At 60.7% G+C, this 25,991-nt stretch carries 23 protein-coding genes; 4 read left to right on the plus strand and 19 right to left on the minus strand.

Annotation, left to right across the window (positions count from 1 at the left end):
* Positions 1-130: 130 nt before the first annotated feature.
* The 10 genes from FE840_RS19820 to FE840_RS21235 all read right to left on the minus strand — a co-directional run bounded on the left by FE840_RS19820 (position 131) and on the right by FE840_RS21235 (position 10,665).
* Entirely contained in the window at positions 131-1,285 is a 1,155-nt protein-coding gene (locus FE840_RS19820) for a fumarylacetoacetate hydrolase family protein (protein ID WP_138289144.1), read from the minus strand.
* Positions 1,282-2,103, minus strand: coding sequence for an alpha/beta hydrolase (locus FE840_RS19825; RefSeq protein ID WP_171033802.1), 822 nt, complete (start codon positions 2,101-2,103; stop codon positions 1,282-1,284). Before FE840_RS19825 ends, FE840_RS19820 begins: the two co-directional genes overlap by 4 nt.
* Positions 2,104-2,108: 5 nt before the next feature.
* Complete coding sequence (locus tag FE840_RS19830) at positions 2,109-2,741, minus strand: IclR family transcriptional regulator (RefSeq protein WP_138289142.1); 633 nt, start codon at positions 2,739-2,741, stop codon at positions 2,109-2,111.
* Positions 2,738-4,099 (minus strand): substrate-binding domain-containing protein, encoded by a 1,362-nt coding sequence (locus tag FE840_RS19835; protein WP_138289141.1) that lies wholly within the window; start codon positions 4,097-4,099, stop codon positions 2,738-2,740. Before FE840_RS19835 ends, FE840_RS19830 begins: the two co-directional genes overlap by 4 nt.
* Positions 4,100-4,114: 15 nt before the next feature.
* Positions 4,115-5,092, minus strand: a complete 978-nt coding sequence (locus FE840_RS19840; protein WP_138289140.1) for an ABC transporter permease — start codon at positions 5,090-5,092, stop codon at positions 4,115-4,117.
* Positions 5,089-6,033 (minus strand): ABC transporter permease, encoded by a 945-nt coding sequence (locus FE840_RS19845; RefSeq protein WP_171033801.1) that lies wholly within the window; start codon positions 6,031-6,033, stop codon positions 5,089-5,091. The genes FE840_RS19840 and FE840_RS19845 overlap by 4 nt, the downstream gene beginning before the upstream one ends.
* Positions 6,026-7,549 carry a sugar ABC transporter ATP-binding protein gene (locus FE840_RS19850; protein ID WP_171033800.1) on the minus strand — a complete coding sequence of 508 codons (1,524 nt, stop codon included), beginning with the start codon at positions 7,547-7,549 and terminating at the stop codon, positions 6,026-6,028. The genes FE840_RS19845 and FE840_RS19850 overlap by 8 nt, the downstream gene beginning before the upstream one ends.
* Positions 7,550-7,624: 75 nt before the next feature.
* A complete protein-coding gene (locus tag FE840_RS19855) occupies positions 7,625-8,764 on the minus strand; it encodes a substrate-binding domain-containing protein (RefSeq protein ID WP_138289137.1) in 1,140 nt (379 codons plus the stop codon).
* 73 nt (positions 8,765-8,837) lie between these two features.
* A complete protein-coding gene (locus FE840_RS19860; RefSeq protein ID WP_138289136.1) occupies positions 8,838-10,121 on the minus strand; it encodes an amidohydrolase family protein in 1,284 nt (427 codons plus the stop codon).
* A gap of 283 nt (positions 10,122-10,404) precedes the next feature.
* Positions 10,405-10,665 (minus strand): hypothetical protein, encoded by a 261-nt coding sequence (locus FE840_RS21235; protein WP_138289135.1) that lies wholly within the window; start codon positions 10,663-10,665, stop codon positions 10,405-10,407.
* Positions 10,666-10,797: 132 nt separating this feature from the next.
* Here FE840_RS21235 and FE840_RS21090 point away from each other — a divergent pair, with 132 nt between their 5' ends.
* Positions 10,798-10,932: a PIN domain-containing protein gene (locus FE840_RS21090; RefSeq protein ID WP_138289134.1), complete on the plus strand. Its 135-nt coding sequence runs from the start codon at positions 10,798-10,800 to the stop codon at positions 10,930-10,932.
* A gap of 202 nt (positions 10,933-11,134) precedes the next feature.
* Here the strand turns inward: FE840_RS21090 and FE840_RS19870 are convergent, their stop codons facing one another.
* From FE840_RS19870 to FE840_RS19895, 6 genes are all read right to left on the minus strand, one after another.
* On the minus strand, positions 11,135-11,857 hold the full coding sequence (locus FE840_RS19870) for a hypothetical protein (protein WP_138289133.1): 723 nt from the start codon (positions 11,855-11,857) through the stop codon (positions 11,135-11,137).
* Between the two features lie 14 nt (positions 11,858-11,871).
* Positions 11,872-12,318, minus strand: a complete 447-nt coding sequence (locus FE840_RS19875) for a hypothetical protein (protein ID WP_171033799.1) — start codon at positions 12,316-12,318, stop codon at positions 11,872-11,874.
* A 14-nt stretch (positions 12,319-12,332) separates the two neighbouring features.
* Complete coding sequence (locus FE840_RS19880; RefSeq protein WP_138289827.1) at positions 12,333-13,871, minus strand: IS3 family transposase; 1,539 nt, start codon at positions 13,869-13,871, stop codon at positions 12,333-12,335.
* The gene (locus FE840_RS21155; protein WP_138287705.1) at positions 13,837-16,266 is read right to left on the minus strand and encodes a vWA domain-containing protein; all 2,430 of its coding nucleotides are present in this window, start codon (positions 16,264-16,266) and stop codon (positions 13,837-13,839) included. The genes FE840_RS19880 and FE840_RS21155 overlap by 35 nt, the downstream gene beginning before the upstream one ends.
* 13 nt (positions 16,267-16,279) lie before the next feature.
* Complete coding sequence (locus FE840_RS19890; RefSeq protein ID WP_138287704.1) at positions 16,280-17,266, minus strand: hypothetical protein; 987 nt, start codon at positions 17,264-17,266, stop codon at positions 16,280-16,282.
* A 178-nt stretch (positions 17,267-17,444) separates the two neighbouring features.
* Positions 17,445-18,398, minus strand: coding sequence for a helix-turn-helix transcriptional regulator (locus tag FE840_RS19895; RefSeq protein ID WP_138287703.1), 954 nt, complete (start codon positions 18,396-18,398; stop codon positions 17,445-17,447).
* Positions 18,399-18,508: 110 nt separating this feature from the next.
* Between FE840_RS19895 and FE840_RS19900 the strand changes: the two genes are divergently transcribed.
* Positions 18,509-20,278, plus strand: coding sequence for a bifunctional helix-turn-helix transcriptional regulator/alpha/beta hydrolase (locus FE840_RS19900; protein WP_246318955.1), 1,770 nt, complete (start codon positions 18,509-18,511; stop codon positions 20,276-20,278).
* A 243-nt stretch (positions 20,279-20,521) separates the two neighbouring features.
* Here the strand turns inward: FE840_RS19900 and phnE are convergent, their stop codons facing one another.
* From phnE to FE840_RS19915, 3 genes are all read right to left on the minus strand, one after another.
* Positions 20,522-21,313, minus strand: coding sequence for a phosphonate ABC transporter, permease protein PhnE (phnE, locus tag FE840_RS19905; protein WP_138287702.1), 792 nt, complete (start codon positions 21,311-21,313; stop codon positions 20,522-20,524).
* Complete coding sequence (locus FE840_RS19910) at positions 21,306-22,052, minus strand: phosphonate ABC transporter ATP-binding protein (protein WP_138287701.1); 747 nt, start codon at positions 22,050-22,052, stop codon at positions 21,306-21,308. Before FE840_RS19910 ends, phnE begins: the two co-directional genes overlap by 8 nt.
* Positions 22,053-22,131: 79 nt before the next feature.
* Complete coding sequence (locus FE840_RS19915) at positions 22,132-22,989, minus strand: PhnD/SsuA/transferrin family substrate-binding protein (protein WP_138287700.1); 858 nt, start codon at positions 22,987-22,989, stop codon at positions 22,132-22,134.
* Between the two features lie 119 nt (positions 22,990-23,108).
* Here FE840_RS19915 and FE840_RS19920 point away from each other — a divergent pair, with 119 nt between their 5' ends.
* The gene (locus FE840_RS19920; protein ID WP_138287699.1) at positions 23,109-24,275 is read left to right on the plus strand and encodes an alpha-D-ribose 1-methylphosphonate 5-triphosphate diphosphatase; all 1,167 of its coding nucleotides are present in this window, start codon (positions 23,109-23,111) and stop codon (positions 24,273-24,275) included.
* Positions 24,276-24,288: 13 nt separating this feature from the next.
* On the plus strand, positions 24,289-25,062 hold the full coding sequence (phnF, locus tag FE840_RS19925; RefSeq protein WP_138287698.1) for a phosphonate metabolism transcriptional regulator PhnF: 774 nt from the start codon (positions 24,289-24,291) through the stop codon (positions 25,060-25,062).
* Positions 25,063-25,991: the final 929 nt, after the last annotated feature.

The following is a 25,991-nucleotide window of genomic DNA, read 5'->3' on the forward strand; positions in this document are numbered from 1 at the left end:
GGATCAATCTTCGGCTTCACGCCATTTTTGCGCGACAGTAACGCTTGCCGGCATCGGGATGGTGCCGCTTCTTCGTGGCGATCCATTCGCCCGCGATCAAATGCTTGCCGGTGATCTTTGCCTGATCGGCTCAGATCAGGTTGCGTCGGGCGAGATTTCGCATCAGAGCCGAGGTTCCGAAGGTCCATTCGGGCGCTTCGGTTGACAGCCGAACGGTGTTGCTGAGGGTCCCAAGATCATCGGAATGGATTTCGACCACGTCACCGAGCTTGTGTGTGAAGCCTTCGCCCGGCACGTCCCTGTCATCGGTCGGAGCAAACAGCGTTCCGAGGAAGAGCATCATTCCGTCTGGATACTGGTGGTGACGGCCCATCGCCTGAGCGACGAGATCGGCGGGATCACGGCTGATCTCTGACATGGAGGAGCTGCCCTTCAGCACGTAGCCATCCGGTCCCGTAACCGTGAGATCGAGTTTGGCATTGCGCACCTGGTCCAGGGAATAAGTCGCGTCGAACAACCGGATGAAGGGGCCGATGGAACAGGCAGCATTGTTGTCCTTTGCCTTGCCGAGAAGCAGCGCGGAACGTCCCTCGACATCGCGCAGGTTGACATCATTGCCAAGTGTCGCGCCGACAATGACGCCCGTGGGTGAAACGGCAAGCACCACCTCCGGTTCGGGATTGTTCCAAGATGATACCGGATGCAGGCCCACAGCGGCGCCGGAGCCGACCGACGACATCGGCTGGGCCTTGGAAAACACCTCCGCGTCCATGCCGATGCCGACTTCCAGATATTGCGACCAGACCCCGTCGGCGATCAGCGCGGCCTTGAGCGCAAGCGCTTTCTCCGATCCCGGAACAACGCTGCGGAGGCTGTCGCCAAGGATCGACGAGCAGCGCTCGCGGATGCCTTCGGCTTTCCTGGGATCGCCCTTCGCCTTTTCCTCGATCACCCGTTCCAGCATCGAGGAAACGAAAGTGACGCCGCAGGCCTTGACCGCCTGCAGATCACAAGGGGCGAGAAGTCGTGGCTCGCCGGGACGCGGCTCCTCCACCGCGTTTGCCGCAAGGTCTTCAAGCCTGCAAAGCCGGCTTCCCTGCGCGCGATGGGCGGTCTGTGCCACGTCCGGCTGTTCGAGAAGGGACTGCATCGTCGGCAGGTGGCGCGACGTGATGTCGATCACATCCGCACCGTCAAGACGGACGACCACAGGTCCATCCGCCTCCGGCGACCAGACGCGACCGACGAACAGACCTTCGTCGGGAAGATTGAAAGCTCGGGTCATGGTTGTCTCACCTCGATTGATCCGGGAAGGGTCTCGCCCGCCAGCCAGTTCCGGATGAGCGGCAGCAAGGGCGCGTCTCCCGTGAGGCTGTTGTGGAGGACGTTCATATGATGGCTTCTGGAGACCGAAACTGCACAGGCGGCAGCGGACGTCGAGGCCAGATGCTCGGCCTGCATCGGGAACGGCGTGGTCTCTTCGGATCCGAATGCAAACAGGGCCGGGACCTGCGGCGCGGTCTTTATGGAGAAGCGTTCGACTTCATGGCCCGTCAAGACGAGTTCCGTTTGCAGGAATGATCTGGAAACGAGTTCCAGATCAAACGCGCCCGAGACGCTCACCACACCGGCGAGGCGCGTCTCCAGCTCCCGTCTCGCGCCAAGGGCGGCCAGCGCCAGATGTGCCCCTGCGGAATGGCCGAGCGGCAGCAGCCGTGCATCCGGAAATCGGCGGGAAAGAGCTTCGAAGGCGTCGACGACATCGGCAACGAGGCCTTCCATCCGCGTCTCCGGCATGAGGCGGTATTCTATGTTTGCGACGCCGACGCCGAGTTTCGAGAGTGCGGGCAGGACGAATCGGTGATCGGCTGCGTGCAGCGCCCGCCAGTAGCCGCCATGGACCATCACGGGAACAACCGGCAGAGTGCCTGAACCGTGACCCCATTCGAACCATTGCCGGTCATCGCGTCCATAGGCTTCACGCTGTAGCCGCAGCGCGTTTGCGACGGGCTTGCTGTCACTGGCCATCCGCTGCAGCCACAACTGGAAATCGGGAATGATTGCCGAAAACTTGAGCCAGCCATCCGGTTTCTGAAGCGACATGTCATTCATCCCTGAGCCTTGTTGCTGTCCGCCAGCCGCGAGCGCGCAACCTCCAGAACGTCGAACGTCTCTTCGCTCGAGCGTTCAAACCCGTGCGCGGCGACCACGCCGACTATCCCGGCGTGAGCGCCGGCCACATGGAACGCCAGCGCACGAAGCGTCAGACCGGGCTTGCCCCCGGCGAGCGGATGGAGCACGCATTCGACTTGTGCATTGGCGAGGTCTGTCGGATCAGTGCCGTAGAGCTGATCGGGGCAGGTGTAATCGCGCCCGCGCCCCATGGAGAACGGACCGACGAAAAGACGATCACCGTCGATGACCCCGATGATCGACGACCGTCGAGTCCGTTCCCGAACGTCGATGAGGATGGGCTCGACAATGTCGGAAACCTGACCGAAGCCGAATGCGGAAAAGCCGATACGGCGGGCCACAGCGCCCTTCAGGTAGTGCTTTCGCAGATCGCGCTTGATCAGGCCGGCGGCTTCCGCCTCGGCGATAGCCCGGAAATTGGTCGAGCTGGACCGATCCAATGCCCGCGCAAGGTCGGCCGGCCTGGTGCACAGTTCGGTGTTCGGCGCGTTCATGATCTTTGCAAACAGGGCGACCGCTTTCTCATAGGCAGTGTGCGAACCACTCATCGAACAGGTCTCCTTGTGACATTCGCCGGCTTGACATCGCGCAGACTGGGTCCTTGCGAGAGGATGGCCTCATCGGGCAGGTCCCAGCGCACATGGGCTTCCGCCCAGATGTCGGCCCGTATCGTTGGAGTTTCCATGCCCCGGGGCATGACAACGGGCGCGGCTACCTCCACCCGCCGACGGACTGGTCGACCGGACAGGACGTCAAGTGCCACTTCAATGGCGCGGGCACCCATGGCAGCAGGATAGTCAACGGCGACAAAGGGCAGCTTATGGTGGAGCACCAGCTTGTACATGCCGTTCAGGTCACCGCCGGTATGAGCGGGAATCGTTCCACCATGCTTGAGAAACCGGCGCAGCGAACCGACACCCTGCAGACCACTGTCGCACCAGACACCATCCGGCAAACGCCCATCCGATTGTTCGAGCAGCCGATCCACGGCCTTGTAACCGCCAGCTTCCGTCCAGTCCGTTGATGAAACGGCTTCCACAATCACGCCCGGCGAATTGGAAAAGACAGTCAGCGCCGCGGATTGCCTCCGGATCGCCGGGCTTGCTCCCTCGATGCCCGACAGCATCCAGATGCGACTGCCCGGTTTCAGTTTCTCGACCATCCATTGCGCCGTCATACGCCCGATCCGACTGTCGGATGCCGTCACAAACGATATCAGGCTTGACGGATCTTTCGGGCGCCGGTCCAGAGCGACAATTGGAAGCCCCTGTTTCGAAAGAGCCAGCAATTGATCGTTGAGCGCCGGATTGTTGATGTTCGGGCAGCTGACAATCAGGAGGTCGATCCCGGATGCGACCAGTGTATCGATCTGGGCCGTCTGCCGACTTGCGTCGTCGTCTGCGGACAGTTTGATAAAATCCGCAATCCGCTTATCGTTCAGGCGGCGGGCATATTCCATGCTCGCGAGCAGCCCAAGCCGCCATGAATTCGAGAGCGACGCGTTGGCAAATCCGATGCGCACCGGGCGGGAGAGCGCAAAATGGCTCGTTTCGACCACCTCGGTCAGGTCAGGCCGCCAGGTTTCTCCAATCTGGGTCTGCTCATCACTTTCCCGGACTTTGCGCTCCTTGAAGGCAATCACGGCAGGTGCATCGCTCAGGGCGGCTGCCGGTTCAAGCGGTCCGTACATGAGCTCCCTCGCGCGCGGCCCGATGGCAATCCAGCCATGATCGACCCGCACCAGCCAACCCGTCTTCACGAGAGCGCGGATCAGTCCGTAGCCGGTGCCGATACTCATCCCGACTTCCGCCACGATCTCGGCACTGCGCCGCGGTGAATTGTGCGCATCGAACGATCCGAGGATGGCGGCGATCCTTGAGAGGTTTGTCGGGACATGGTGCGGCATCGAACAATCCGGCGGTCAATTGTCTCTCCGCTTCATATACACTGCCGCCGCCAAAATGATCAGCGTCCCCTTGATCACCAGTTGCAGTTCAATGGACATGCCCAGGATCACGACAATGTTGAAGAGCGAAACGAGGATCAACGCCGCAAGGAGGGCACCGGGCACAGACCCCTTGCCACCTGTCAATGCAGCGCCCCCGATGACCGCCGCCGCTATGCTGTCCAGTTCATAGCCGCGACCGGTCCAGTTGTCGACGATGCCGACATAGCCGACCAGGACCAGACCACCGATCGCGGCCATCAAGCCCGAGATCGTGAACGCCAGGACCACCAGAAACCGAACCGGTGCGCCCGTCATGCGGGCTGCTTGCGGATTGACGCCGTAAAGTTTGAAACGGCGACCGAGGATTGTCCGTTCAAGCATCCAGTGTGCGCAGAACGCGACGGCGAGGAGAAGGAGAAGAGACACTGGCACACCAGCAATCGTACCGGTGGAGAGGAAGCGGAGGCCGTCCGGCAAGGTGCCCGACGGCGCACCACCCGTATAGGCGAACCGAACGCCCTGAAGCACGATCATCGTCGCAAGCGTGGCGAGAAACGGTGTGACGTTCCGGTAGGCCACCAGATAGCCGTTGAACGCTCCCATCGCCGCCCCGAGCATCAGCCCGAGCGCCATGATGACAAAGACATTGTCTCCGAGTCCAATCGCGAGAACGGCCACCGTCGCCATGATCGAGGCGACCGACAGATCGAGGCCGCGCACGATGATGACGATCATCTGACCGATGACTACAAACCCGAGCGGGGCGGCCAGAACCAGAATGTCTCGCAGGTTCGCAGGATTGAGAAATCGCGGACTGAGCAAGGCGGTCACGGCCCAGATGGCGAGAAGGAACGCCAGCAGCATCCAGACTTCGCGGCGGTTGCGTGCGCGGACCGTGTCCTTGTTCCTGCGGGCGGAGGACGTCACGGGTTTCAACGCAATGTCGCTCACTTTCCGGTCCTCCGTGCAAAGAACGAAACGGCGGCCACGATGATCAGTCCTTCGACGATCCACTGGAACGCGCTTGAGACGTTGAGAAAATTGAGAACATTTCCGAGAAATGCGAGAAGAATGACGGCAAGGAAGGTACCGAGCACACCGCCGCGCCCACCGGCGAGCAGCGTCCCGCCGACAATCACCGGAGTGATCGACCTGAGGTCGAAACCGACGCCCGCCCGCGGATCACCGACGCCGAAGCGGCCGGTCATGTAGATTGCGGCGATTGCGCAGATAACACCACTCAGCACATAGACAAAGACCTTGGTCCGTCGCACCGGCAGACCTGAGATGGAGGCTGCATGTTCGTTGTCGCCGATGGCATAGATGCGCGTGCCGAAACGGGTCTTCCAGAGCATTGTGCCAATCAGAACGTAGAGCGCCATGACGAAGATCATGCCGTAGGGGACCGAGCCTGCGCGCCCATAGACGAAATCCTCGAAAAAGACCGGAACCGATCCGGTCGGCTGATTGGTCAGCAGGAGCGCCGCGCCTGCCAGAATGGTCGAGGTCCCCAGCGTCACGATCAGCGGATGGATGCCGACATGGGCGGTGATGCCGCCATTGATGAGGCCGATTCCGACGCCGAGGGCGAGAACCGTGACCACGGCGAGCGAAAAGCTCGCCGGGTCGTCTCCGGCGAGCATGGCGAAGACCACGCACATGGCACTCAGCGCACCCGCATAGCTCAAATCGATGCCACCCGAGAGGATCACGATCGTCTGTGCCAAGGCGACGATGGCAAGCGCCACCATCTGATCCTGAACATTGGCAAGGTTGAGCGGTGTCGCAAACCGGTCGGAAGAATAGACGCCGATGGCAAAGACCAGAACGGTCAGCGCGAGGACGACAAGGTGAACCGGACCGGCCCGCGTCGCGCGAATGAGATCAGACATGGTCACGCACTCCATGGTGGCTTTCGGTTTCGGCGGTCGCCACGCTGATGATTGCTTCTTCGGTGATGTCGTCACCGCCGAGTTCGCACGCGAATTCGCCGTCGCGCATCACGAACACGCGATCGCAAAGGCCGACGATCTCGATGAGTTCCGACGAGATGACGAGAATGGCCATACCATCGGCGGCAAGCTGCCTCAGGATCTTGTAGATTTCGGCTTTTGCACCGACATCGACGCCGCGCGTCGGCTCGTCGAGGATCAGAAGCTTGGGGCGGTTTTCCAGAAGCCGCGCAATCAGCACCTTTTGCTGATTGCCGCCTGACAATGCGCTGATCGGTAGCCCGACATGATCGACGACGACGCCGAACCGATCCTTCATCGCAAGCGCACGGCGCTCCTCGAAGCCGGGCGGAATGTTGGCATGATGCGCTCCAAGCCCTGGAGTGGTGGCCGTAAAGTTCCGTGCAACGGAGCTTTCAAGAAACAGGCCGTCGTCCTTGCGGCTCTCGGTCAGCATCAGGAGCCCGGCTTCGATGGAACCGGCGGGTGACCGGTTCTCCAGCGGCTCGCCCATGAGTTCGACCGTGCCGGTTCCCTGGTCGGCGCCATAGATCGCGCGGGCGAGTTCGGTGCGACCCGATCCGACCAGACCCGCCAGACCGAGGATCTCGCCCGCATCGACATGAAAACTGACCGGAGGGCTTGCAGGCGCCACCACGAAGTCGCGAACGAGGAGCACGCGAGCGGCTGCTGACATGGCCCGGTTCTTCGGCGGGAACATGTCACCAAGCTCACGTCCGACCATGGCCTTGACCACGCTGCCATGGGTATAGTCCGAGACGGGACCGCGGGTCGTCACGGCGCCATCCTTGATGACGGTGATGTCGGTGCAGATTTCGAAGATCTCGTCGAGCCGGTGAGAAACATAGACCAGCCCGAGGCCCTTGCGCTTCAGGCCTTCGATCAATCGGAAGAGGTGCCGCGTCTCGTTCTGGCTGAGCACGGCTGTCGGCTCGTCGAGGATCAGCACTCTGGCTTCCGAGCGCAGCGCCTTTGCGATTTCGACCATCTGCTTGTCTGCAACAGACAGTTGATCGACCAGCGTTCTCGGGTCGAGAGAAATGCCGAGCCCATCGAGCAGTGCCTGGGTGTGCCCGTTGAGCCTCTGCCGATCGATCAAGCCAAGACTCGTTTTCGGTTCTGCGCCAAGCAGCACGTTTTCGGCTATCGAAAGCGCGCCGATCGTGGAGAATTCCTGATGGACGACCGCAATCCCGGCTTCAAGGCTTTCGCGGGGACCAGACCACACGCGCTTCTGACCGAGATATTCCACGTGACCCTCGCTCGGCTCGTAAAGCCCGGTCAACAGCTTGATCAGTGTGGATTTGCCGGCGCCGTTCTCTCCGCAGAGCGCGACACAAGACCCTTCATGGACTTCGAATTCCAACCCTTTGAGAACTGCGTTCGGACCGAAATTCTTCGACAGGCTGCGCGCGGCGAGAAGTGCCTCAGCCATGGTCATCCCCCTTTTGGTTTTCCTGGCGACGGGCTGCCTGCGGGGGCGACCCGTCGTGCTGCAATCCCTGGGGGCTCAGCGCGGATAATCCGCCGTGAAGGTCTCCGGGTTGTAGTCGGCACCCACGCCCGAAGACATGATGACCGACCCGGGCATGTCCATCAGGGCGTATTCGTCAACGAAGACGTCGGCGGAGACCGATGGTGTCTCGTGTCCGCGGCTGACGACAACCTGCTGGTTGACCTCTATGCGACGCGGAATACCCTTTCCATCAAGGACATCGAAGAGCGTATCGAAGGCGACCGCACCCATGGCCGGCGGATAGTCGATCCCGATCATGGGCACGTCATGTTGAACGGAAAGCTGGTACATGGCGTTGAAGTCGCCTCCGGTGTGGGGTGGAATGCTGCCGGCGGCATATCCCGCAGCAAGGAAGGCCTCGATCGAGCCCGAACCCTGAAGACCGGAGTCAGACCAGACGCCGTCGATCCCGTCACCGAAACGCTGGATGAGCGCCTGCATGATCGTCTTGCCATTTGCGGGCGACCATGACGTGTATTGCGTGTCGAGCACGTTGATGCCCGGATACTGGTTGAAGACTTCAAGCGCCGCCTGAATGCGTGCCTCTGCGGGGGAGGCTCCGGCCAAACCGCCAAGCATAACGACATCTCCCTCGAAGTTCAGCTTTTCGGCGAGCCATTGTGCGGAGATACGGCCAAGCGCCTGATCGGACGCCGTGACGAAAGTGATGAAGTTCTCGGGGTCCGTAACCGCACGATCGACGAGCACAACGGGCACGCCCTGGCGGGTGGCGCGCCGGATCACCGGGTCGAGCGCTTCCGCGGTCACGGGGCTGACGAGCAGGATGTCGACGCCCTGCGCGATCAGGTCCTGGATGTCGGCGGCCTGCGTTGACGGGTCGTCGCTGGCATCGGTGACGATGAAGCGTGCGAGTTTGTCCTTGTGGCGCTCGGCGGCTGCCTCGATGCCGTGAAGCATGGCGACGCGCCACGGGTTGGAGATGGAGGCATTGGAAAAGCCGATCGTGTAGGGACCATCCTTCTTGTGCTCCGCCGCATCGTAGATTGCGACCGAGCCCGGGTTCCAGAGGAATGTTCTCGGCACACCCTGATAGCCGTCTTGCGCCTGGGCGTAGGGAGTGGCTGCGAACAGGCCGAGGGTCACGGCTGTCGCCGCATTCTTTAGAATACGCATGATTTGCCTCCAGATGGCGTATTGGATTTCATATGAATTTTCAGGGGCTTGCGTTCGATGCACGCCCGACCGGTCATTCCGCAGCGCGGATCAGACCGAGATCATGGAAGCCGTGGCGCGGATCCTTGAACATTTTCCCGTCCTTCATGATCATCAGGAGGTTGTCCTGATGCTGAAGAAGGCCGACGTCCCTGGTCACATCACCGCGCACGATCAGAAGGTCGGCGAGATAGCCTTCCCTGACCTGACCAAGATCGTGGCTGCGACGCATCAGCGACTGGCCGACCGACGTCGCGCAGCGCAGCGCCTCCACCGGCGAGTAGCCAAAATACCGGACGAAATGCTCGATATCGCGGGCATTCTGACCCATAGGCGTGACGGCGAAGCCATAGTCGCCACCGACGACAACGCGGATGCCGCGCTTGCGGATTTCGTGATAGGCCGCGCAGGTATGTTCGAACTTGCGGAAAAGGCCGAGTTCCTGCGCCAATTCCTTCGTGATGCCGGCGGGCTCGCCTTCCTTTGTCGAATTGTGAACAAGGCCGAAGGCCGGACCGACCCAGATACGATGCTTCGCCTCTTCGAGCATGTCGAGCGCTTCCTCATCGGCGAAGTCGCAATGATAGATGCAGTCGACACCGCCGCGGACGGCGCGCTTGACCGATTCCGGACTGCGGGCATGTGCGGCAACCGTCTTGCCGAAGGCGTGAGCGACCTTGACGAAAGCGTCGATCTCTTCCTGCTCGGTCGGCGTGATCTCGGCCTTGGCGAAGGAGACGAATTCGTCGCCGGAAATGTTCATCTTCAGGACGTCGGCGCCGTCGCGGCAGCACTCCCTCGCCACGCGGCGGAATTCGTCCGGACCATCGGCGATCATCCCGAAGCTTTCCTGATGCATCCAGCGCATGCGCTCGTCGCCAAGGCCCGCCGTGGTCGTCACCTCGGGACTGCCCGCCATCATGCGCGGACCGTCGAGAAGACCTTCATTGATCGCATCGCGTATGACCACGCCGATCGTCGGCTTCGCAGAAGCCGCTTCGAAGATCGAGGTAAAGCCGTGGCTGAGCAGCAGCTTGACGTTCTTGGCCGTCAGCAATGTGTGACGTTCCGGGGAGATCCGCCCCAGTTCGGCTGGCTCATTGATGCCGACAAAGCTCGGGTGGCAGTGACCCTCGACCATGCCCGGCATCAGGCTGTTGCCTCCGGCATCAATGGTCTCCGGAGGCGTCTCGCCCTCGGGCTCCCCGCGCTTGATGACCTTCGTGATCATGTTGCCGTCGATGACGACCGTGGCTGGATAATTGTTGTCTGAAACGCCGTCCCAGACCATGGCGTTGCGGATTGTCAGGCCCGACATGTTGTTTCCTCCCTTTCAGATCGCGGGCTCTCCCAAGCCGCGTGTGAGGAGGCAAGCTACGTGTTTTGGCGTGGCGGTCAGCCCGCAACAAGCGCACCATGTGTCATATTCTGTAATATTCTGATTTATGGCAGCTCGAGACATCGAGCCGGGCCGATGCCCTGCCTGTTTCCACATCGACACGGCATCCAGTTCTTCATCTGGCGATCGCATTTGCATTTCGACCACGTATGGTCGCTCTTCCAAGGTCAGCCCATTTCGGACAGACCCCGTGCCATCCAGCTCACATGCACCAGCCTTGGGCTCGTTTTCGCATTCCTCCGGTTTGAAGCGCGACATCAATCTGTTGACTGCACCCCAGAAAACGTCGATCTCTCTCCACCCCAGCCCGCAATACGGGCTCCAATGTCAAGTGTCCGCTACCGGTTTTTCGGACACCGAGCCAGGCCAGTGCGACCTTGTTTTCAAGTTCCGTCGGGCTGAGATAGGCCAAAGTCGATTGCCGAGGCTTTGGATCGTAGAAACGCTCGATATTGTCGACCATGTCTGCCTTCAGCCTCGCCTCTGGTTCTGGAGAGCTTGCGGGCCGTCCGTTCCGCCTTGAGCAACGAGAAGAAGCGTCCATCGTGGCATTCTCGCAAACATTGCCCGACCGGCTCATCGGACAGATAACGGCATGGCATCGCAGTACTCTGCGATCATCGCATCCCATCGCCAGCCAGTCGGCAGGCCGTTCCGCCAGTTCGACGCCCAGGGAGCCGCCATCGCTGCGCCGCGTGGTGGAAAGCTGTCAACACGCAATACCGCTTAATGCGAGGCGACGCGCGTGGAAACCGTAAATCCGTGGGTGACGGGATCTGAGCGCTGACAAGCAAGATCGAGATCTCAGACATGAACCTGCGGCAAACAGCCAAAGCGGATGCAGTCGACAGGGAAGTCTGAGGGCCAGCGGATCACCCCGTCTGCGACGACACTGGCACCACATTCAAAAGGCCAGCCTTTTGCGCCTCAGACTAATCGGACTGCCAGACAGACACGCTGTCAGTGATGATCCGGCAATTGCCGCCACCGCCCAGGGCCTGCTGCGCGATTCCCGGCAGATTGATCTGCATGGTATGGGACATGGTGATTTCTGTTTCGGATTTAAGTGTCATGACCATCGTGCTTCTGGCAAACTGTCGCCCCTCGAAGCTGGGGAGCCCGGCTGCATCCAGCAACGACGTTGTCCAGCGGTTTTCACCAGCGGGCTTCCATGTATGACCTGGATTGTAGTCGCGAGGCAGATTGTTCGGATCGAAGGGACGGGGCCACTTCATGCTGCGCGAGTCGGATTCCGGGCCCGGTAGATTGCCCGCCAGGCCCTGGCGAATTGCGGTCGGGCAATCTTCTGCCCGGGTGGAAATGTCTGTTCGCCAAACGCCATCGCGTGGTTGGGTGCCGGCAAAGAGCTCGATCTCGTCTTGTCCCTCACCACCGCAGTCTTGATCGATCTGCTTGCGGCTCCTGGTGGACCAGAAGGGCTCCTTCCCGGCCGCAATGACGATGATGGCATTGTCAGGCATCGGCCCGTCGGTTCCCATCAGGACATTGGCCTCCTGTTGCGTCACCTCCGAGAGAAAGAAGCGCGCGCCCTTGCCATGACACTCGGCGACGAGGACCTTCTGTTCAGCTTGCGCCGATGACATTCCAAATGTGGAACCAACAGCAGCTGCAATCAGGAAAAGGGAGTTTTTCATGGTCGGTTTCCTTGTCATTGCTGCTCAGGGGCGGGAATGCGATTTGGCACCAGCTTGTCAAGCAGGGCTCTTGCCTCTGCGGCGCTGAGTGCTTTTGTCGTGCTTGCAGGCGGTGTTGGCGAACCGACAAGCTGCAATGTCGACCTGATCAGTTCCATCTCATCGGTGGAGATATACGGCGTGAACTCGCAGAGCATCTGCGCCTTCTCGACTTCGAGGCAATTGTCTCCACCTGGCTGATTGAGACCGATGAGCTTGAAATTGCCGGCGGGATCGCGATCCCAGAACCAGGTTGAGATACGCCCGTCTGGGAGCCTGCGCCCGACCTCGACCGACCAGAGGGCCGGCAGCTTTCCGGAGAGTGCGGGATTGGGGTGAGCAAAGGTGCAATCCTCGTCGCCGCAGCGACGCAGAACCTCACCTGTCGTCAGTGTGAACTGCAGGGTCGGGGGTGCGGACAAAAACTTGGACTGTTTCAAAAAATCAGACCGAGGCTCTTTCGATATTCGACTGGGCTGAGCGATCCCAGGGATATCTTGATGCGCTTTTCGTTATACCATCGAATGTAGGCATCCACTTCGGTGACGAACTGTTCGATCGTGATGGCCTTCCAGTCTCCTGGATAGAAGAGTTCGGTTTTCAACCGGCCGAAGAAGCCTTCGCACGCAGCGTTGTCTTGCGAGCAGCCCTTTCGGGACATCGAACGAACCAGCTGCGCATTGCTGATCCTGTTGAGCCAGCCAGGCCAGCGATAATGAGCGCCGCGATCGGAATGAACGATTGGCCGTTCCTCCCTGTTGGTTACGGTCTCAATGGCGGCATCCAGCATGGTATTGACGAGACCCGCATCAGGTTGCGTTCCAATCGACCAACTGATGACCATGCCGTCGAAGCAGTCGATGATGGGCGAGAGGTACACCTTCCCAGCTGGGATCTGGAACTCGGTGATATCCGTCAGCCATTTTACGTTCGGTGCTTTTGCATGGAAGTCGCGATTGATCAGGTTCTCGGGCGCCGGGCTGATTTCTCCCAGATAAGATCCAAAACGCCGTCGACGGGGCCTTGCGACAACCAACTGCTCCTGCTTCATCAAACGCTGCACAACCTTCTCCGAGATTGTCACGCTTTGCCTGGCAAGCGACGCCTGCAATCGGCGATAGCCGTAGCAGCGACGGTTTGCTTCGAAGATTTCCGCAAGGCTGTGCCGGATGGCGGCATACTTGTCTGCCAGACATAGGCGGGAGCGATGGTAGAAGTACGAACTGCGCGCAATTCGAAGCTGGGCGAGCAGCTCTGGCAAGCGATAGGCTTCCTTCAGGGCGTCAATCAGCTGTGTCTTCTCCCGATTACTCAGGATTTGCAGATCGACGCCCAGGTCTTTTTTTAGGAGTTCGGTAGCCTTCTTCAGGAGATCATGCTCGAGTTGCAACTGGCGGACATCACGCTGGAGGGCTTCAAGCTGTCGCTCAAGCTCTTCACGTTCAGGCACCTTGGGGTTGGCTTTGCGGCGTTTCATGGATGAGGGAGCCTCGTGACCGAGTAGCTGATCTTTCCAGCTGTACAATGTCGGCCTTGAGACGCCCAGCCGGTCCGCAACCTGTTGAGCAGTTTCATCTCCACTGCATAGTCCGATGACGCCTGCTTGCCGGACCTCCTCGCAATGGCCAGGATGCCACGATCGACCGACCATCGATGTTCGCGCCTCCGGAAACGCCTCACGGACCCATGCGGTCAGTGTCCCTCGACCGGGATAGCCAAGTGCCCTCATCGTCGCTGCGATGCAACGATCATGGGTGCGAAAGTGCTCAAGGGCGGCCTGTTTTTGGGCCTCGGTGTATTTTGGCGCCCGCGCCACCGGCTGAGGGCGCAGGTCGAGGTTATGCTGATACTCACGGTACCATCCCCTCAGCGCATTCTTTGTGGGATAACCCAGCTGGCGAATGGTCGCGTTCAGCCGCTTGCCAAGCCGGATATAGAGTTCAACCGCTCGAAGTCTGTCTGCGTAGGAATACATGAACTACCTCCTTGGTGGTCCAAGTTTTCGTCCGCACCCCCGTCTGTCGCACCGCATCAAGCGCTTCGTCTGCACTGTCCGGATCCAAGCACAATTGTCCGACCCGTGTCAGGAAACAGCCACGATCGCCAAGCGGCCAGTCCTTCGGATTGAGCCAGATCGAATGAGCTGAACCTGCCTGCTCAGCAAATTCCGCACGCGGAAATGGGGACGAGGCCTCCACCTCAGCCACCCAGTTTTCCGGAAGATGAAAGAAGAGATTGGTCGCCCCATCGCGCATGTCGCAGTTTGAAACCGTCCGGTCACCCGGAAGGCATCGATGGGGGTATTCCGAAAATGCTTTGCCGCCGGCCTCCGCGCCGTTTTCGCAGGCGTCAGGACCATGTCCGTCATCGTCAGTGCAGTCGCGGTTGAGGGAGGCCTGATCCTGCGGCGGATCCCATTTCAAGGTTGCCTTGACAAGCTGATAGGCGGCCAGAACCTGGGGATGCGCGCTCTCAAACATGCAGAACTGACCGAGCGCGCCCACCTCTTCACATGGGCCATTAATCGCAACCCATTGGCGTGGGCCAAGGACCAGCGCGTCGTCTGTATCCTTGCGGAAGAAATTGACCCGCGGGGGAAAAACATCGCCTGCCGCCTGAGCACCGCTCGTGTATCCCTCGGTCGTGGGGTGATCCGTCCACCAGCCTGCGGGCAGCATGAAGGAAAGACCACTCCCAGCATCGGTGATGGAGCAAGGCGCGGGCCCGTCGCAAGAATAGGCAACATCCTCGCTCACAGTGGTGGCTGCGCCGGGGCCGGCATCAGCCTTTTTCTGCGGCAGATTACGTGTCGGTCGCGTCGCATCTGGCGTCCCGACATCGAGGGAGATGCGCGCCTTCTCCCTCCTCTCACCAGACGCATCGTAACCTTTGTAGACGAGATCGTAAGTGCCTGGTTCGCCAGGTGCAGTCAGAGGCTGGCCGGCAGCAAGTTCGCTGAGTGTTCGGCCCCAGTCGATCTGGTTTTCGCCTTGCCAGATCTCGATCCCGTCGCTGCGCAACTGACTGCCGCTGGTTTCAATCACGATCGGGGCGCCCGGCGCGACGACAGATGGAGACTTGAGCGTTACGGCAGGGTCCGTCTCGACAAGGATTTCCATTTCGTCGAGCTTGTCACCGCCCCAGGTTTCCAGTCTGAGAAGATAGGAACCGGGCGCCGCAAGCTCGATTGCAGCGTCCTTGGCGCCTTCGGTTCCTTCAACCGTGCTATAGGTGATAGCAGCGCCCGGACTGACGTTCCCGATCGGGTAGAGCCTCAAGGCCAGCGCTGCGCCGCCCGTCTCGCTTCCCTCCGCAAGTACACCGAGCTCAATCTGTGCAACGCCGACCGCATACGGTCCCCGGTTCACCATACCGGCCTTGCCGGGCTCAATTGCCGCCTCCTCTAGAGGACGCACAAAAAGGATTGCATCCGTCTTGAAACCGGAAACCCAGCCGTCTTCAGGCGGCAATTTTGCCCAATCCAATTCCGTCGAATAGCTGAAAAGACGGCATCGGGGTTCCTCGACGAAATAACTTCCGGGGGGCTCGAACATCCAGGCTGCAGTTGCCGCATCAGCTTCGGCCAAGGACCGGCAGTCTTGGGCTGTACCGTCGCGGGGGAAATCGGGTTGCTGCGGGAATGCAACTTCAGGCCCAATCGACCGCCCTGTCGGCTGAAGCTGGATTCTGGGCATCAGCGGGCGGCCTGGGAAATGTGTCGTGTCTCGCGGCGGTGCCATGGTAATCGTTTCACTCAGTGCGTCGCTGAGCGCGCCGGCATTTGCCGCTTCAATGTATCGCCCTCCCGTGTTTTCGGCGAGGCAAGCCACCTGGGCGCCTTCTTCCTTTGACAGCCCGAAACCGACCACATGGGCGGTGAAATTGACACCTGCCGCCTCCAGTTCCGAAGCCAGCGCACAAGGGTCCGCCTCGCAGGTCTCCAGTCCGTCAGTCACAAGCACGACGGTTGCACTTTCCTCACCATAGCGCAGAGCCTCAGCGGCCTGCCGCACGGCAGCCGAGAGAGGGGTTTTGCCGAGAAAGCGCATGGCGTTGACCGCGCCGACGACCGTTTGTCCGGTGTTTTTCCCCGGCGGCACCAGAAGCTCGATATCGCCACAATTGCCCTTGGAGCGGTGACCATAGGCGATCAGCCCGAGTTCCTGCTCCACCGGCAGATGGGTGACAACCTCTGCCACCGCCTCGCGGGCGATTTCGAGTTTCGGCCGACCGTCGATCTGCCCCCACATGGAGCCTGATCCATCCATGACGATGATCGTGCGTGGCGCTTCCTCGGCCTGCCCGGTCGGGATCTGAAGAAGCAAGAGCCCTGCGAGAAGAATACCAGATTTCAGCAAAGCGTTTTTCATGAATTCGCTCCTTTCAAGCCGATGCCACGAAGGGCCGGACCGGTGTCTGCCCACCCGATGCCCAGTTTGCAGCCTTGCTGCCGATGTCTCTGAATTTTCCCGACAGGTCCTGCAGGCGCGCTCGCCATTGCGGATCCGGCGCCTGTCCTTCCGTCGTCCTGAAGAAGACCTGCAGCATGCAGGTGATGGCGAGCGGTTCGAGCAGGGCTGACTTGAAGGCCCAGGCGAACAGCAGGGCAAAGACGAAGCCGCCCGCGCCAAGTGCGCCAGGCATCAGATGGACTAGGGCGGCTGCAGGCGCGAGCGCCAGCAGGAAGACGACGAAGGAAAGGCCGTAGATGATCACCGTGAGCCAGGCCGCGTTGCGCAACATGGTCTTGTAGTTCTGGCCATAAAGAACGAGAGCCTCTTCCGCCGAAGCCCAGGGATTGGCCGCACGGGTTCGCAGGGCATGGGCAAGGATGACCTCATCGGTGAAGCCGACAGCGATCTTCAGGAAACTTCTGAAGAAACGGGCTGCCGTCTCGAGACCGGGAATGGGCAGGAGCGACGCAATCCCCTCGATCAGCCCTGCAATGGCGGCGATCACCCCCTTGACGAGCTGGTCGATGCCGAAAAGCACGCTGGCCTCTGTGAAGCGTTCGCGGACCATGCGGCTGCCATAGGTGACCTGTCCTTCGCCCGCAGGCAGCGCTCGACCGTCCATCAGTTCGACGAGCACGGCGATATGCCCCGCCTTGACAAGATAGAGCAGATATTCCCGCAGAAGATAGAGGATCGCCGCCACGAGACCAAAGCCAATCAGCCCTCCAAGTGCCGTGCTGGATCCCAGGAAATCCGAATCTCCGAACTGGCCGACGCCATAACCGATCGCGGCCCCTGTTCCTGTCGCGATCAGATAGGCGCAAGCCATGGCAAAATAGACGGCCATCCGGAAGAGAAGAAAGGGAGCCGTCCGCGCCATGAGCGCCAGAGCTCGGGATAAATTGAAATTCCACATGAAACTGGATCCTCAAAAGGTCACGATGGGGCATGTCCTGGCAAGGGAATGCCTGCCAGAATCGACAGTAGGTTTCGATGAAGCTCTGGTCTTGGGCCTGGTGGCACCCATTTGCGGGGGCAATGGCACAAGGGCATACGGAAGGTAAGGGGCTGTTTCGCCCGACAGTGTCGCGCCGTTATGCGAAACCAGCCCGCACATCCCTTGGTGTCATGCCGTAGGTCTGCTTGAAGCGGGTGTTGAACCAGGACAGATCCCCGAACCCCGCCTCCATGGCAATCTGGGCGATGTTGAGATGTTGCAAGGCCGGATCGCTCAGCATGCGAAAGGCACGCGCGAGACGCCGGCTCGCCACATAGTCGCGGAATGATGTCCCCTCGCGCTCGAAGAGGACGCGGATATAGCGCGAAGAAAGTCCGAGCCGGCTCGCGACGCTGTCGGCGCTCAATCCGGACGAGAGGAGGTTCTGTTCGATCTCCCTTTTGACTTCCTTCAATCGTGCGGCGCGCACCCCGCGACCGGCGGCAATCTCGCTGGCCTCCCGCGTGGCCCCGAGCGCCATCAAGGCGAGATCCTGCACATGCGCCACGCATTGCGCCGCCTCCTCGGGTGCAAGTAGAGGCAGTTCGGTGTGCAAATTGCGGACGTAGCTCAGAAAGAGCCGCCATTGCGGCGTGAGCGGTGCTGCGCGCCTGAGCACGGCGTCAAGACCCGCGGCGGCTTTGGTGAAATGTGCCCGTGGAATGGAGACGTAAATGCCTTCCATGTGATGACCACCAAATCGCACGGTTCCCGGCACATCGCCCGGATCGGCATAGACACATCCCGGACGCAAGACCTGCTGCTCGCCACCGGTCTGCGAGATCGTGCCACCGCCAGAAAGCGGAATGTGGAACATGACATCGTCGCTGCATTCGGCGGCATGGTTTCGTGTCCGGATTGCGGTCGATGCCGAATGCCGACCATGTCCGATGATCACACCGGGCAGGACGGCGATCGATGTCTCCGAGATAAATTGCTCCTGGTCGTCGGGGATGAAATCGACCCTGGTCATGTTAGCGACCACATCACGAAACGCATCGACGCGGCTTGCCCGGTCGAAATCCTGCGACCGAATGGATAGCAATGGCATGACGGCATCCCCCTCTGGCTCTTCTCCTTTCTCTTTTAGTGATGTCCGTTATTGGGCGCATACACCATTTGGCGTATCATCCCGATCAAGGGTTCTGGCGGAGATGGGCGATGGACAGAGATGAGGGGAGTTCGAAGCATCCTCTGAAGGCAGCCAACAATGACCCGATGGCGCCGGATAATTCCGGGGTGATCGACCCGGACGTGGACCTCGATATCATTTCGAACACCTATCGCGCCATTGTCGACCAGGAAGCATTCGATGCCATGATCGAGAGTTGGCAGGCGAAACTCGGTCGCATTCCGGATGACGAGAAAGCATCAAAGCAATTGTCGAGCGCGCTTCTGGCACAGCTTGCGCTTGCACGCAAAACGCTCGACGGTCTCGACATTCCTGCCGAGAACGACCCCTTGGCGCGTGCCGTGCAGGATGTGCCCGGCCCGGCACTCGTTCTGTCTCCCGAAGGACGCGTCGTCGTCACCAACACCGAAGGGGCATCCATTCTCGGGGCACGACAGGGGAGTTTCCTTGATCTGGACAGAATAGACGCTCGGTCGCTGGACACCTTCCGAACCATGATGCGTGCGGCCAACAAGCGCGCCAACCGCTCCCAGGCCATCCTGCGGATGTCTCCGCTGGATGACGGTGACCCCATTTTCGCCGAGGCGTGGCTTCTTGCCCCGAAGAACGACGGAGCCGCCTTCGTCGTCATCCGGTCCCTGGAAATCGAGTGGACCGATCGCGCTTCAGAAATGCTCGCGCAAGCCTTCGGGCTCTCGGCCGCCGAAGTGGAAATCGCGCGTATTTTCTTCCGTGTCCGTGACGTTGCCGCCACTGCCGCCGCTCGCAATGTTTCATTGCTGACGGTGCGCACCCAGCTCAAGAGCATCATGGCAAAGACTGAGGCACCCTCCCAGGTCGAGCTCATGCGGCTTCTCGCGATGACCGCCGGGCGGGCCATTCAGGACCGCCAGGGCAAGACCGATACATGGCGGGACCCGCTTGGCCGCGAAGAGATGCTGAGCCTGCCTGACGGGCGCTCCATCGCCTGGACCTGGCTCGGTGACCCGAATGGTCGACCCGTCGTGCTCTGTCGCGGCCTGCCAATGTGCTATCTGCTACCACCCGACAGCGAAGGCCAATTGCGCGATGCCGGCATCAAGCTTCTGGCCCTTTCACGACCGGGCTTCGGCAATTCCAGCCAGCATTCCAACCTATCGCCACTGGAAGACAATCTCACGGCGCTTCGTGGCTTTCTCGACCATGTGGTCAAGGCACCCTGCATTGCGATCGGGCTCAGCAATGGCGTCTTGCCGCTGCTTGCTGAAGCAAGCCTGCGGCCCGACCGCTTCCAGGCCCTTATCGCCATTGGCTATACGGGCGTGCTTGACCGCAGCGGTATCCGGCGATTGCAGCCGATACAACAGGCGATGATGCGGCTCGTCGGCATGTTACCATGGCTCGTTGACCTGATGGCCAAGCAGGCGCATCGCATGATCCTGACCTATGGCGTCGACTGGTATATCGAGCGCGCCTACCGTACCCGGCCCCTCGATTACTCCACCTGTACCGATCCCAATCTTGCGCCCTTCATTCGAAACGCCTGTTCGCATCTGCTTGCCCAGGGACATCAGACCTTTGTCCGGGAGCTTGTCCTCGCCCGGTCCGACATCGATCCTGTGATCGACACCTTGTCGGTTCCGTTGACATGGGTCGCGCCGGAACAGGACGGTGTCTTCGACGAGATGAGCTTCCGGCGAATAGAGAGAAGAAATCCTCGTATCCGTGTCCAACCTCTCGCGAAAGCCGGCGAGCTGGCGCTCTACCAGCAGACCTCCCGCATTGTCGACCTGATCATCGATACCGCGAGAAGCAATTGATGGCTTGGATCGACAGTGTTCGGCGTCACCGTGAATCCCTCCGCGCACCTCGTTTCCGTGCGACATGATCGTCTGCTTTCGCTCAAGGCCAGGTCAATTGGCGCGTCCTGGAAGCGATGACTGCTCAATGCTAAGCCGAAGACTGTCCGCCTTCGCCAGCTCAGACACCGAAACCGAAGGTGCCATCTTTAGAGATCGGTGGGGTTATGTGGCGGCAGTCCGGTCGGAGCTCCCGCCGGCTTTTTACTGCGCCTTCTGCCGCAGACGGTCGGTCGCGAGTTCCATCACAAGCACTATCGCGAAGATCACCAGGATGATGGTCGAGGCATTGCGATATTGGAAAAGGTCGAAGGCGACTTTCAGCTCCTGGCCGATGCCGCCGGCGCCGACGAGGCCGAGCACGACCGACGAGCGGACAGCCTTTTCCAACGCGAACTGCGAAGTGTTGATCAACGACGGCATGATATCGGGCAGGACGGCGCCGGAGAGTACGGAAAAGCGTCCGGCTCCAGCCGAAAACAGAGCCTCCTGTGGCTCCTTCTCCGCATCCTCGATCGCTTCGGCGAAGAAGCGACCGCAAAAGCCGATCGTGTCGATGATGATGGTCATGGTGCCGGCGACGGCACCAAGCCCGATTGAGGCGACGAAGAGCAGGGCCCAGACCATGTCAGGCACGGTGCGGAACAGGGAGATCATCACCTTGAAGACGTGTCGGAAGGGACCGATCGGCGAGAGTGTGCGCGAGGCAAGCCAAGCGATGGGTAAACTCAGCATAACACCGATGACGGTGCCGACAAATGCGATCTGCAGCGTCTCGATGGTGCGCCAGGTGACGCGCATCAGGAAACCGGGTTCCAGGCTCGGCGGCAGCATGCGCTCGATCAGGTTTACCATTCTCGGAGCGCCGTTGATCAACTGGTTCGGTGTCGGCGCGACCTGTGTGGCCGAGACAATCAAGAGCGCACCAAGAGCGACCAGAACGGCAAAGGAAAAGGGCGAGGCACGGAAGAAGCGGTCGGGCACAGCATCACGCATGGAAGACACCGTCCAGGCGTTCGCGGTCGACGTCGGCGACCGGCAGGTCGAAATGCACGCTGCCTGCCTTCAGCGCGACGATCCGGTCGGCAAAGCTCAACGCGTGATCCATGTCGTGGGTGGTGTAGACGAGTGTAATGCCCTTTTCACGGACGAGGTCCGAGAACAGTGCCATGACGTCGCGGCCGGCGGTGGGATCGAGGCTGGCAGCCGGTTCGTCGGCGATCATCAGCTTGGGCTTGCGCACCAGCGCGCGTGCGATGGCGACGCGCTGCGCCTGGCCGCCAGAGAGTTCGTCGGCGCGCGACATTGCCTTGTGACACAGCTTCACCTGTTCCAGCGCGTCCATGGCCTCCTCGCGGGCTTCGCGCTTTGCGATCGCCTGATGCCAGGCGCGCCAACTGCCCGGCAGGCCAAGCTTGCCGTGCACGACATTTGTCAGCACCGACTGCCGACGCACGAGGCCGTGATTTTGGAAGACGAAGCCTATCTGCTGGCGCATCCGCTTCAGCTGCGTCCCGTTCGGTGCGCGGCAAAAGGCTTCGCCAAGCGTCGAGATCTCGCCGTCGCAGAACGGCGTATGGCCGATCAGGCATTTGAGCAGTGTCGACTTGCCGACCCCGTTGGCACCAACCAGCGCGACACGCTCGCCACCGCGAATGCGGATATCGACCCCGGAAAACACCGGTTTGCCATTGGGATAACCCTTCTTCAGGCGCTGCGTGCTGATGACGTCCATCTTGGTCTTCTTTCTGCAGATGTAGCGAGAGGCCGGCGCTGGTGGCGCCGACCCATTGGCGGGATCGGATGTGATCAGCTTAGTTGACGAAGTCGTTGAAAGTGTCGACACCGATCGTGCGGTACATCGAGCGGACATAGTCGTAGTCGCTGTCCTTGACCTCGGTCAGGAAGAAGCCACCCTTGAATTTCTGGTTGTCCTCGCCCTGGAGAACGGCGGCCATCAGGTCGCTGCCCTTTTCGGCAAAAGCGGTGCGGACCTTGGCTACTATCTCTTCGGAGAGATTCTTGCGGGCGACGAGAATGTCGTTCGGCAGGTCGCGACCACGGGCGAGAACGGCGAAGGCGACGTCCGGGAAGGCCTCGCGGATGGAATTCAGGTGGCCGAAATTGAGGCCGATGGCCGCGATGTCACCGCGGATCAGCGCTTCGGCCGCGACGTTGCGGGCGAGAATGACCGGCTCATAGTCCTGATTATATCTGATCCCGAAATCGGTAAGGGCCTGGGCCGGGCCGAGATGCTGCGAGGTGGAGCCGACCGAGCCGAAGGAAACCTTCTTGCCCTTCAGGTCTTCGAGCGAACGGATCGGGCCGTTGGCGAGAACCGCGATCTGGGCGAAATAGTCCGGGCGCTGCCAGGCAACGACGATCTTTGGCTGGGCGAGTTCCTTCATGACGACGTATTCTGCAGGACCCGTCAGCACGAGGTCGACCTGTCCGGAATTCAGAGCCTCGACCGCCGAGGTGCGCGAGCTGACCGGGAAGAGCTCGACTTCGAGGCCGGTCGCTGCTTCGAGCGCCTTTTCGAACCCGCCGAACTCCTGCTGGAGCGCTTCCAGGCCTTCAATGTCGGTGACGGCGAACTTGACGCTATCGGCTGCTGCCGGGGCGATGGAAAGGAGGGAGAATGCGCAGGCTGCGAGAAGGGAGCGGATCATGAAATTTTCCTTTGCTGTATAGACAGGAACATCTTCCGCGACTATCCCTAGCGGCGACACGTGACGGGCACGTGACAGTTCGCGGGCCCGAGACCGAAAAACGGAAACGGGAGACGAGCATGAACTGGATCATCCGCAACGGCGCCGTTCTCGGCGCCGAAGGGCTCAACCGCGCCGACATTTTCATTCAGGAAGGCAAGGTGTCGGGACAGGCGTCCGGCGGACGCGAGATCGATGCCAGGGACCTACTTGTCCTGCCCGGCATCGTCGACATCCACGGCGACGGCTTCGAGCGGCAGATTATGCCCCGCCCTGGCGTGCGCTTCGACGTCGGGCTGGCGCTGCGCGACACGGACCGGCAGCTGGTGGCGAACGGCATCACGACTGCCTTTCATGGCGTCACCGTCTCCTGGGAGCCGGGGCTGCGGTCGCTCAAGGCGGCAGGAGATTTCGTGACGGCCCTTCTTGCCGCCCGCCCGCATCTTTCCTGCGACACCCGCCTGCACCTGCGCTGGGAAACCTTCGCGCTCGACGCCCTCGGCCAGGTGATCGAGTGGCTGGCGCTTGATCCGAAGCCGGTCGTGGCGCTCAACGACCACACCACGGGTTCGGTGCTAAAGGGCACGATCGCCCGCAAGATCGGCCAGATGGCAGAGCGCTCCGGCCTGTCGCGCGACGATTACATGGGGCTGCTCGATCAGGTCTGGGCACGCCGCAAGGATGTGGCCGGAGCTGTCGAAAAGCTCGCTCTGGCGGCGCGCGAAAACGGTAACGTGCTGCTTGCGCACGACGAGGCCTCACCCGACGAGCGCCGACATTTTCGGGCTCTGGGGGCCGTGTCCTCGGAGTTTCCGCTGACGCTGGAGACGGCTGCCGAAGCTCGTGCTTTCGGCGAGCATGTGATCCTCGGTGCCCCCAACGTCGTGCGCGGTGGCAGCCACAATGGTGCGCTTGATGCAACGACAGCGGTCCGGGACGGGCTCTGCAGCGTGCTCGCCTCCGATTACCACTATCCCTCTCCGCTTCATGCAGCCTTCCGGCTGGCATCCCCCGGGGATGCGAACTTCGCCAAGATCTGGGAGCTCGTGTCCGCCAATGCCGCCGCGGCGGCCGGGCTTGTCGACCGGGGACGGCTTGGGGAAGGAGAACGCGCTGATGTCATCCTTGTCGATGCGAAGGACATCCGGCACCCGAGGGTGATGGCAACCTTTGTCAACGGTCGGCTCGTCTATTCGGCACAGAATCTGATAGAGGCAGATCCCATGATCGCCTCGGCTGCTGCCTGAACCGGACACCATCATGCTACAAACGCCTGAAATCCCGATCGCCACCTTCGAGGGGTTGGTCTTTGGGCCACGCAGCGACATGCCGATCTGGCAGCAGATCCGCGACCATATCCTCGGCCTTATCGAAAACGGAACCTTGAGATCAGGCAGCCAATTGCCGGGCGAAACGCATCTGGCCGCACGCCTCGGTGTCACTCGCATAACGCTTCGCCAGGCCCTGCAGCATTTGCAGAACGAAGGGCACCTCACGGCACGCAAGGGTGTTGGCATCTTCGTGCGCAGCCCGCCGGCCATCTTCACTGTGCGCGACGGCCATCCGTTCCATGAAAACATCGAGACCCACAGCGAACCCATCACCACCGATACACGCTTTGTCCGGCGCGAGCCGGCAAGTACCCAACTGGCAGCACGGTTGCGCATCCCGGGAGGGGCAAACATCATCCACCTGCGGCGTCTGCGACTGCTCGGCGAGCAGCCGGTCTATGTGAACGACAAGTACTTTCCCGCCGATCGCTTTCCCGATTTCGAGGCACTCTACGCCGAACGCCAGTCGGTGACGGATGTCTTCCGCGCCGCTGGTATTGCAGCCTTCCGGAGGGTCGAGACACGGATAAGCGGCGGCTTTTCGTCGGCGGACGAGGCAGACAACCTGCGACTGACGCCAGGAACGCCGGTGTTCCACCTGAACGCCCGCAACGAGGACGGCAATGGCCGCACGATCGAGTGGACCTCTGGCTGCTGGCCACTGACGTCGGTTGAGTTTGTTTTTGGAGCCCCGGAAAAGTAGCGCGTCAGATCGGTCGTCGGGGACAGAGTTAGCCTGAACCGGTCGTGAAAAGACGAACGGCGTTTACCACAGCAGGCGCATGTTGCGTAAATTCGAGCTGAAGGCGCACATGGAACTTTGTCTCCGCAAGGGAGCCGTCACCGAGCAATCCGGTTTACAGCGTGTGATCACCCGAAGCCACCCCCGTGCCCCCGCTGGACATGGAAGCAAGGGACCGGTTTGTCGCAAATATCGCTTTTCGCCTTTCCTATCCGTCGCCCTCAAGCTCGCCGGAGAACAAGCCGCCAGCATCGCTGACCAAGATCAGTCCGGCGGCCACATCCCAAGGCTGCATCAGTCCTCCCGGAAAGCGTCCGTTCGGCAGGCGGCGCAAGAGGCGAGCGCCGGAATTCTGCAACCAACGAAGCTATGGAGACAGACCCCTCTTGTCCATCAGGCGCCTTAAGGCGGCGTGATGCCGCTCAGGGTCAGACTTGAAACTGAAGCCTTTGCCAAGGATGGCAGAATCGGCGATTTCGGTCTGCGAAACAGCAATCCGACTGCCGTTGAGGGTCGCGCCGCGTTTCAGTATCGCAATGAACATTTGGTCTGCATTCCGGGCTTAGAACGCGCCGATAACTTGTCATCCGTTTCCATTGGTCGAACAGAGAGACACGATAGCCGAATTCCTCGCACGAAATTGCCCGCTCCGTTCAACGGATCAATCACCCGGCAACGCAACAACTGGCCTCTCACAAGGAAGGCAGGTCTGACCCTTTGGGCATATGTCGGATCTCCATTGTCCCCCGATCTCTGTTCAGCCGCAAGGTTGGAAAACCACAAGAGTTCTTTGGCCATACATCGCGCCAGGCTGCAACTAACCCTCATAGTCCTTGATATTGCGTATAAAGACCACCAAACCGTGCACGACTGAAGTGACCGTAAATAGT

The organism is Peteryoungia desertarenae, assembly GCF_005860795.2.
In the GTDB taxonomy this organism is placed as follows: Bacteria; Pseudomonadota; Alphaproteobacteria; order Rhizobiales; family Rhizobiaceae; genus Allorhizobium; species Allorhizobium desertarenae.

What these genes read in the sequence shown, in the direction of transcription:
- FE840_RS19820 (WP_138289144.1), bottom strand. Translation starts at nt 1,285, where the DNA reads ATGACCCGAGCTTTCAATCTTCCCGACGAAGGTCTGTTCGTCGGTCGC.
- FE840_RS19825 (WP_171033802.1), bottom strand. Translation starts at nt 2,103, where the DNA reads ATGTCGCTTCAGAAACCGGATGGCTGGCTCAAGTTTTCGGCAATCATT.
- FE840_RS19830 (WP_138289142.1), bottom strand. Translation starts at nt 2,741, where the DNA reads ATGAGTGGTTCGCACACTGCCTATGAGAAAGCGGTCGCCCTGTTTGCA.
- FE840_RS19835 (WP_138289141.1), bottom strand. Translation starts at nt 4,099, where the DNA reads ATGCCGCACCATGTCCCGACAAACCTCTCAAGGATCGCCGCCATCCTC.
- FE840_RS19845 (WP_171033801.1), bottom strand. Translation starts at nt 6,033, where the DNA reads ATGTCTGATCTCATTCGCGCGACGCGGGCCGGTCCGGTTCACCTTGTC.
- FE840_RS19850 (WP_171033800.1), bottom strand. Translation starts at nt 7,549, where the DNA reads ATGGCTGAGGCACTTCTCGCCGCGCGCAGCCTGTCGAAGAATTTCGGT.
- FE840_RS19855 (WP_138289137.1), bottom strand. Translation starts at nt 8,764, where the DNA reads ATGCGTATTCTAAAGAATGCGGCGACAGCCGTGACCCTCGGCCTGTTC.
- FE840_RS19860 (WP_138289136.1), bottom strand. Translation starts at nt 10,121, where the DNA reads ATGTCGGGCCTGACAATCCGCAACGCCATGGTCTGGGACGGCGTTTCA.
- FE840_RS21235 (WP_138289135.1), bottom strand. Translation starts at nt 10,665, where the DNA reads ATGGTCGACAATATCGAGCGTTTCTACGATCCAAAGCCTCGGCAATCG.
- FE840_RS21090 (WP_138289134.1), top strand. Translation starts at nt 10,798, where the DNA reads ATGGCATCGCAGTACTCTGCGATCATCGCATCCCATCGCCAGCCAGTC.
- FE840_RS19870 (WP_138289133.1), bottom strand. Translation starts at nt 11,857, where the DNA reads ATGAAAAACTCCCTTTTCCTGATTGCAGCTGCTGTTGGTTCCACATTT.
- FE840_RS19880 (WP_138289827.1), bottom strand. Translation starts at nt 13,871, where the DNA reads ATGTATTCCTACGCAGACAGACTTCGAGCGGTTGAACTCTATATCCGG.
- FE840_RS21155 (WP_138287705.1), bottom strand. Translation starts at nt 16,266, where the DNA reads ATGAAAAACGCTTTGCTGAAATCTGGTATTCTTCTCGCAGGGCTCTTG.
- FE840_RS19890 (WP_138287704.1), bottom strand. Translation starts at nt 17,266, where the DNA reads ATGTGGAATTTCAATTTATCCCGAGCTCTGGCGCTCATGGCGCGGACG.
- FE840_RS19895 (WP_138287703.1), bottom strand. Translation starts at nt 18,398, where the DNA reads ATGCCATTGCTATCCATTCGGTCGCAGGATTTCGACCGGGCAAGCCGC.
- FE840_RS19900 (WP_246318955.1), top strand. Translation starts at nt 18,509, where the DNA reads ATGGACAGAGATGAGGGGAGTTCGAAGCATCCTCTGAAGGCAGCCAAC.
- phnE (WP_138287702.1), bottom strand. Translation starts at nt 21,313, where the DNA reads ATGCGTGATGCTGTGCCCGACCGCTTCTTCCGTGCCTCGCCCTTTTCC.
- FE840_RS19910 (WP_138287701.1), bottom strand. Translation starts at nt 22,052, where the DNA reads ATGGACGTCATCAGCACGCAGCGCCTGAAGAAGGGTTATCCCAATGGC.
- FE840_RS19915 (WP_138287700.1), bottom strand. Translation starts at nt 22,989, where the DNA reads ATGATCCGCTCCCTTCTCGCAGCCTGCGCATTCTCCCTCCTTTCCATC.
- FE840_RS19920 (WP_138287699.1), top strand. Translation starts at nt 23,109, where the DNA reads ATGAACTGGATCATCCGCAACGGCGCCGTTCTCGGCGCCGAAGGGCTC.
- phnF (WP_138287698.1), top strand. Translation starts at nt 24,289, where the DNA reads ATGCTACAAACGCCTGAAATCCCGATCGCCACCTTCGAGGGGTTGGTC.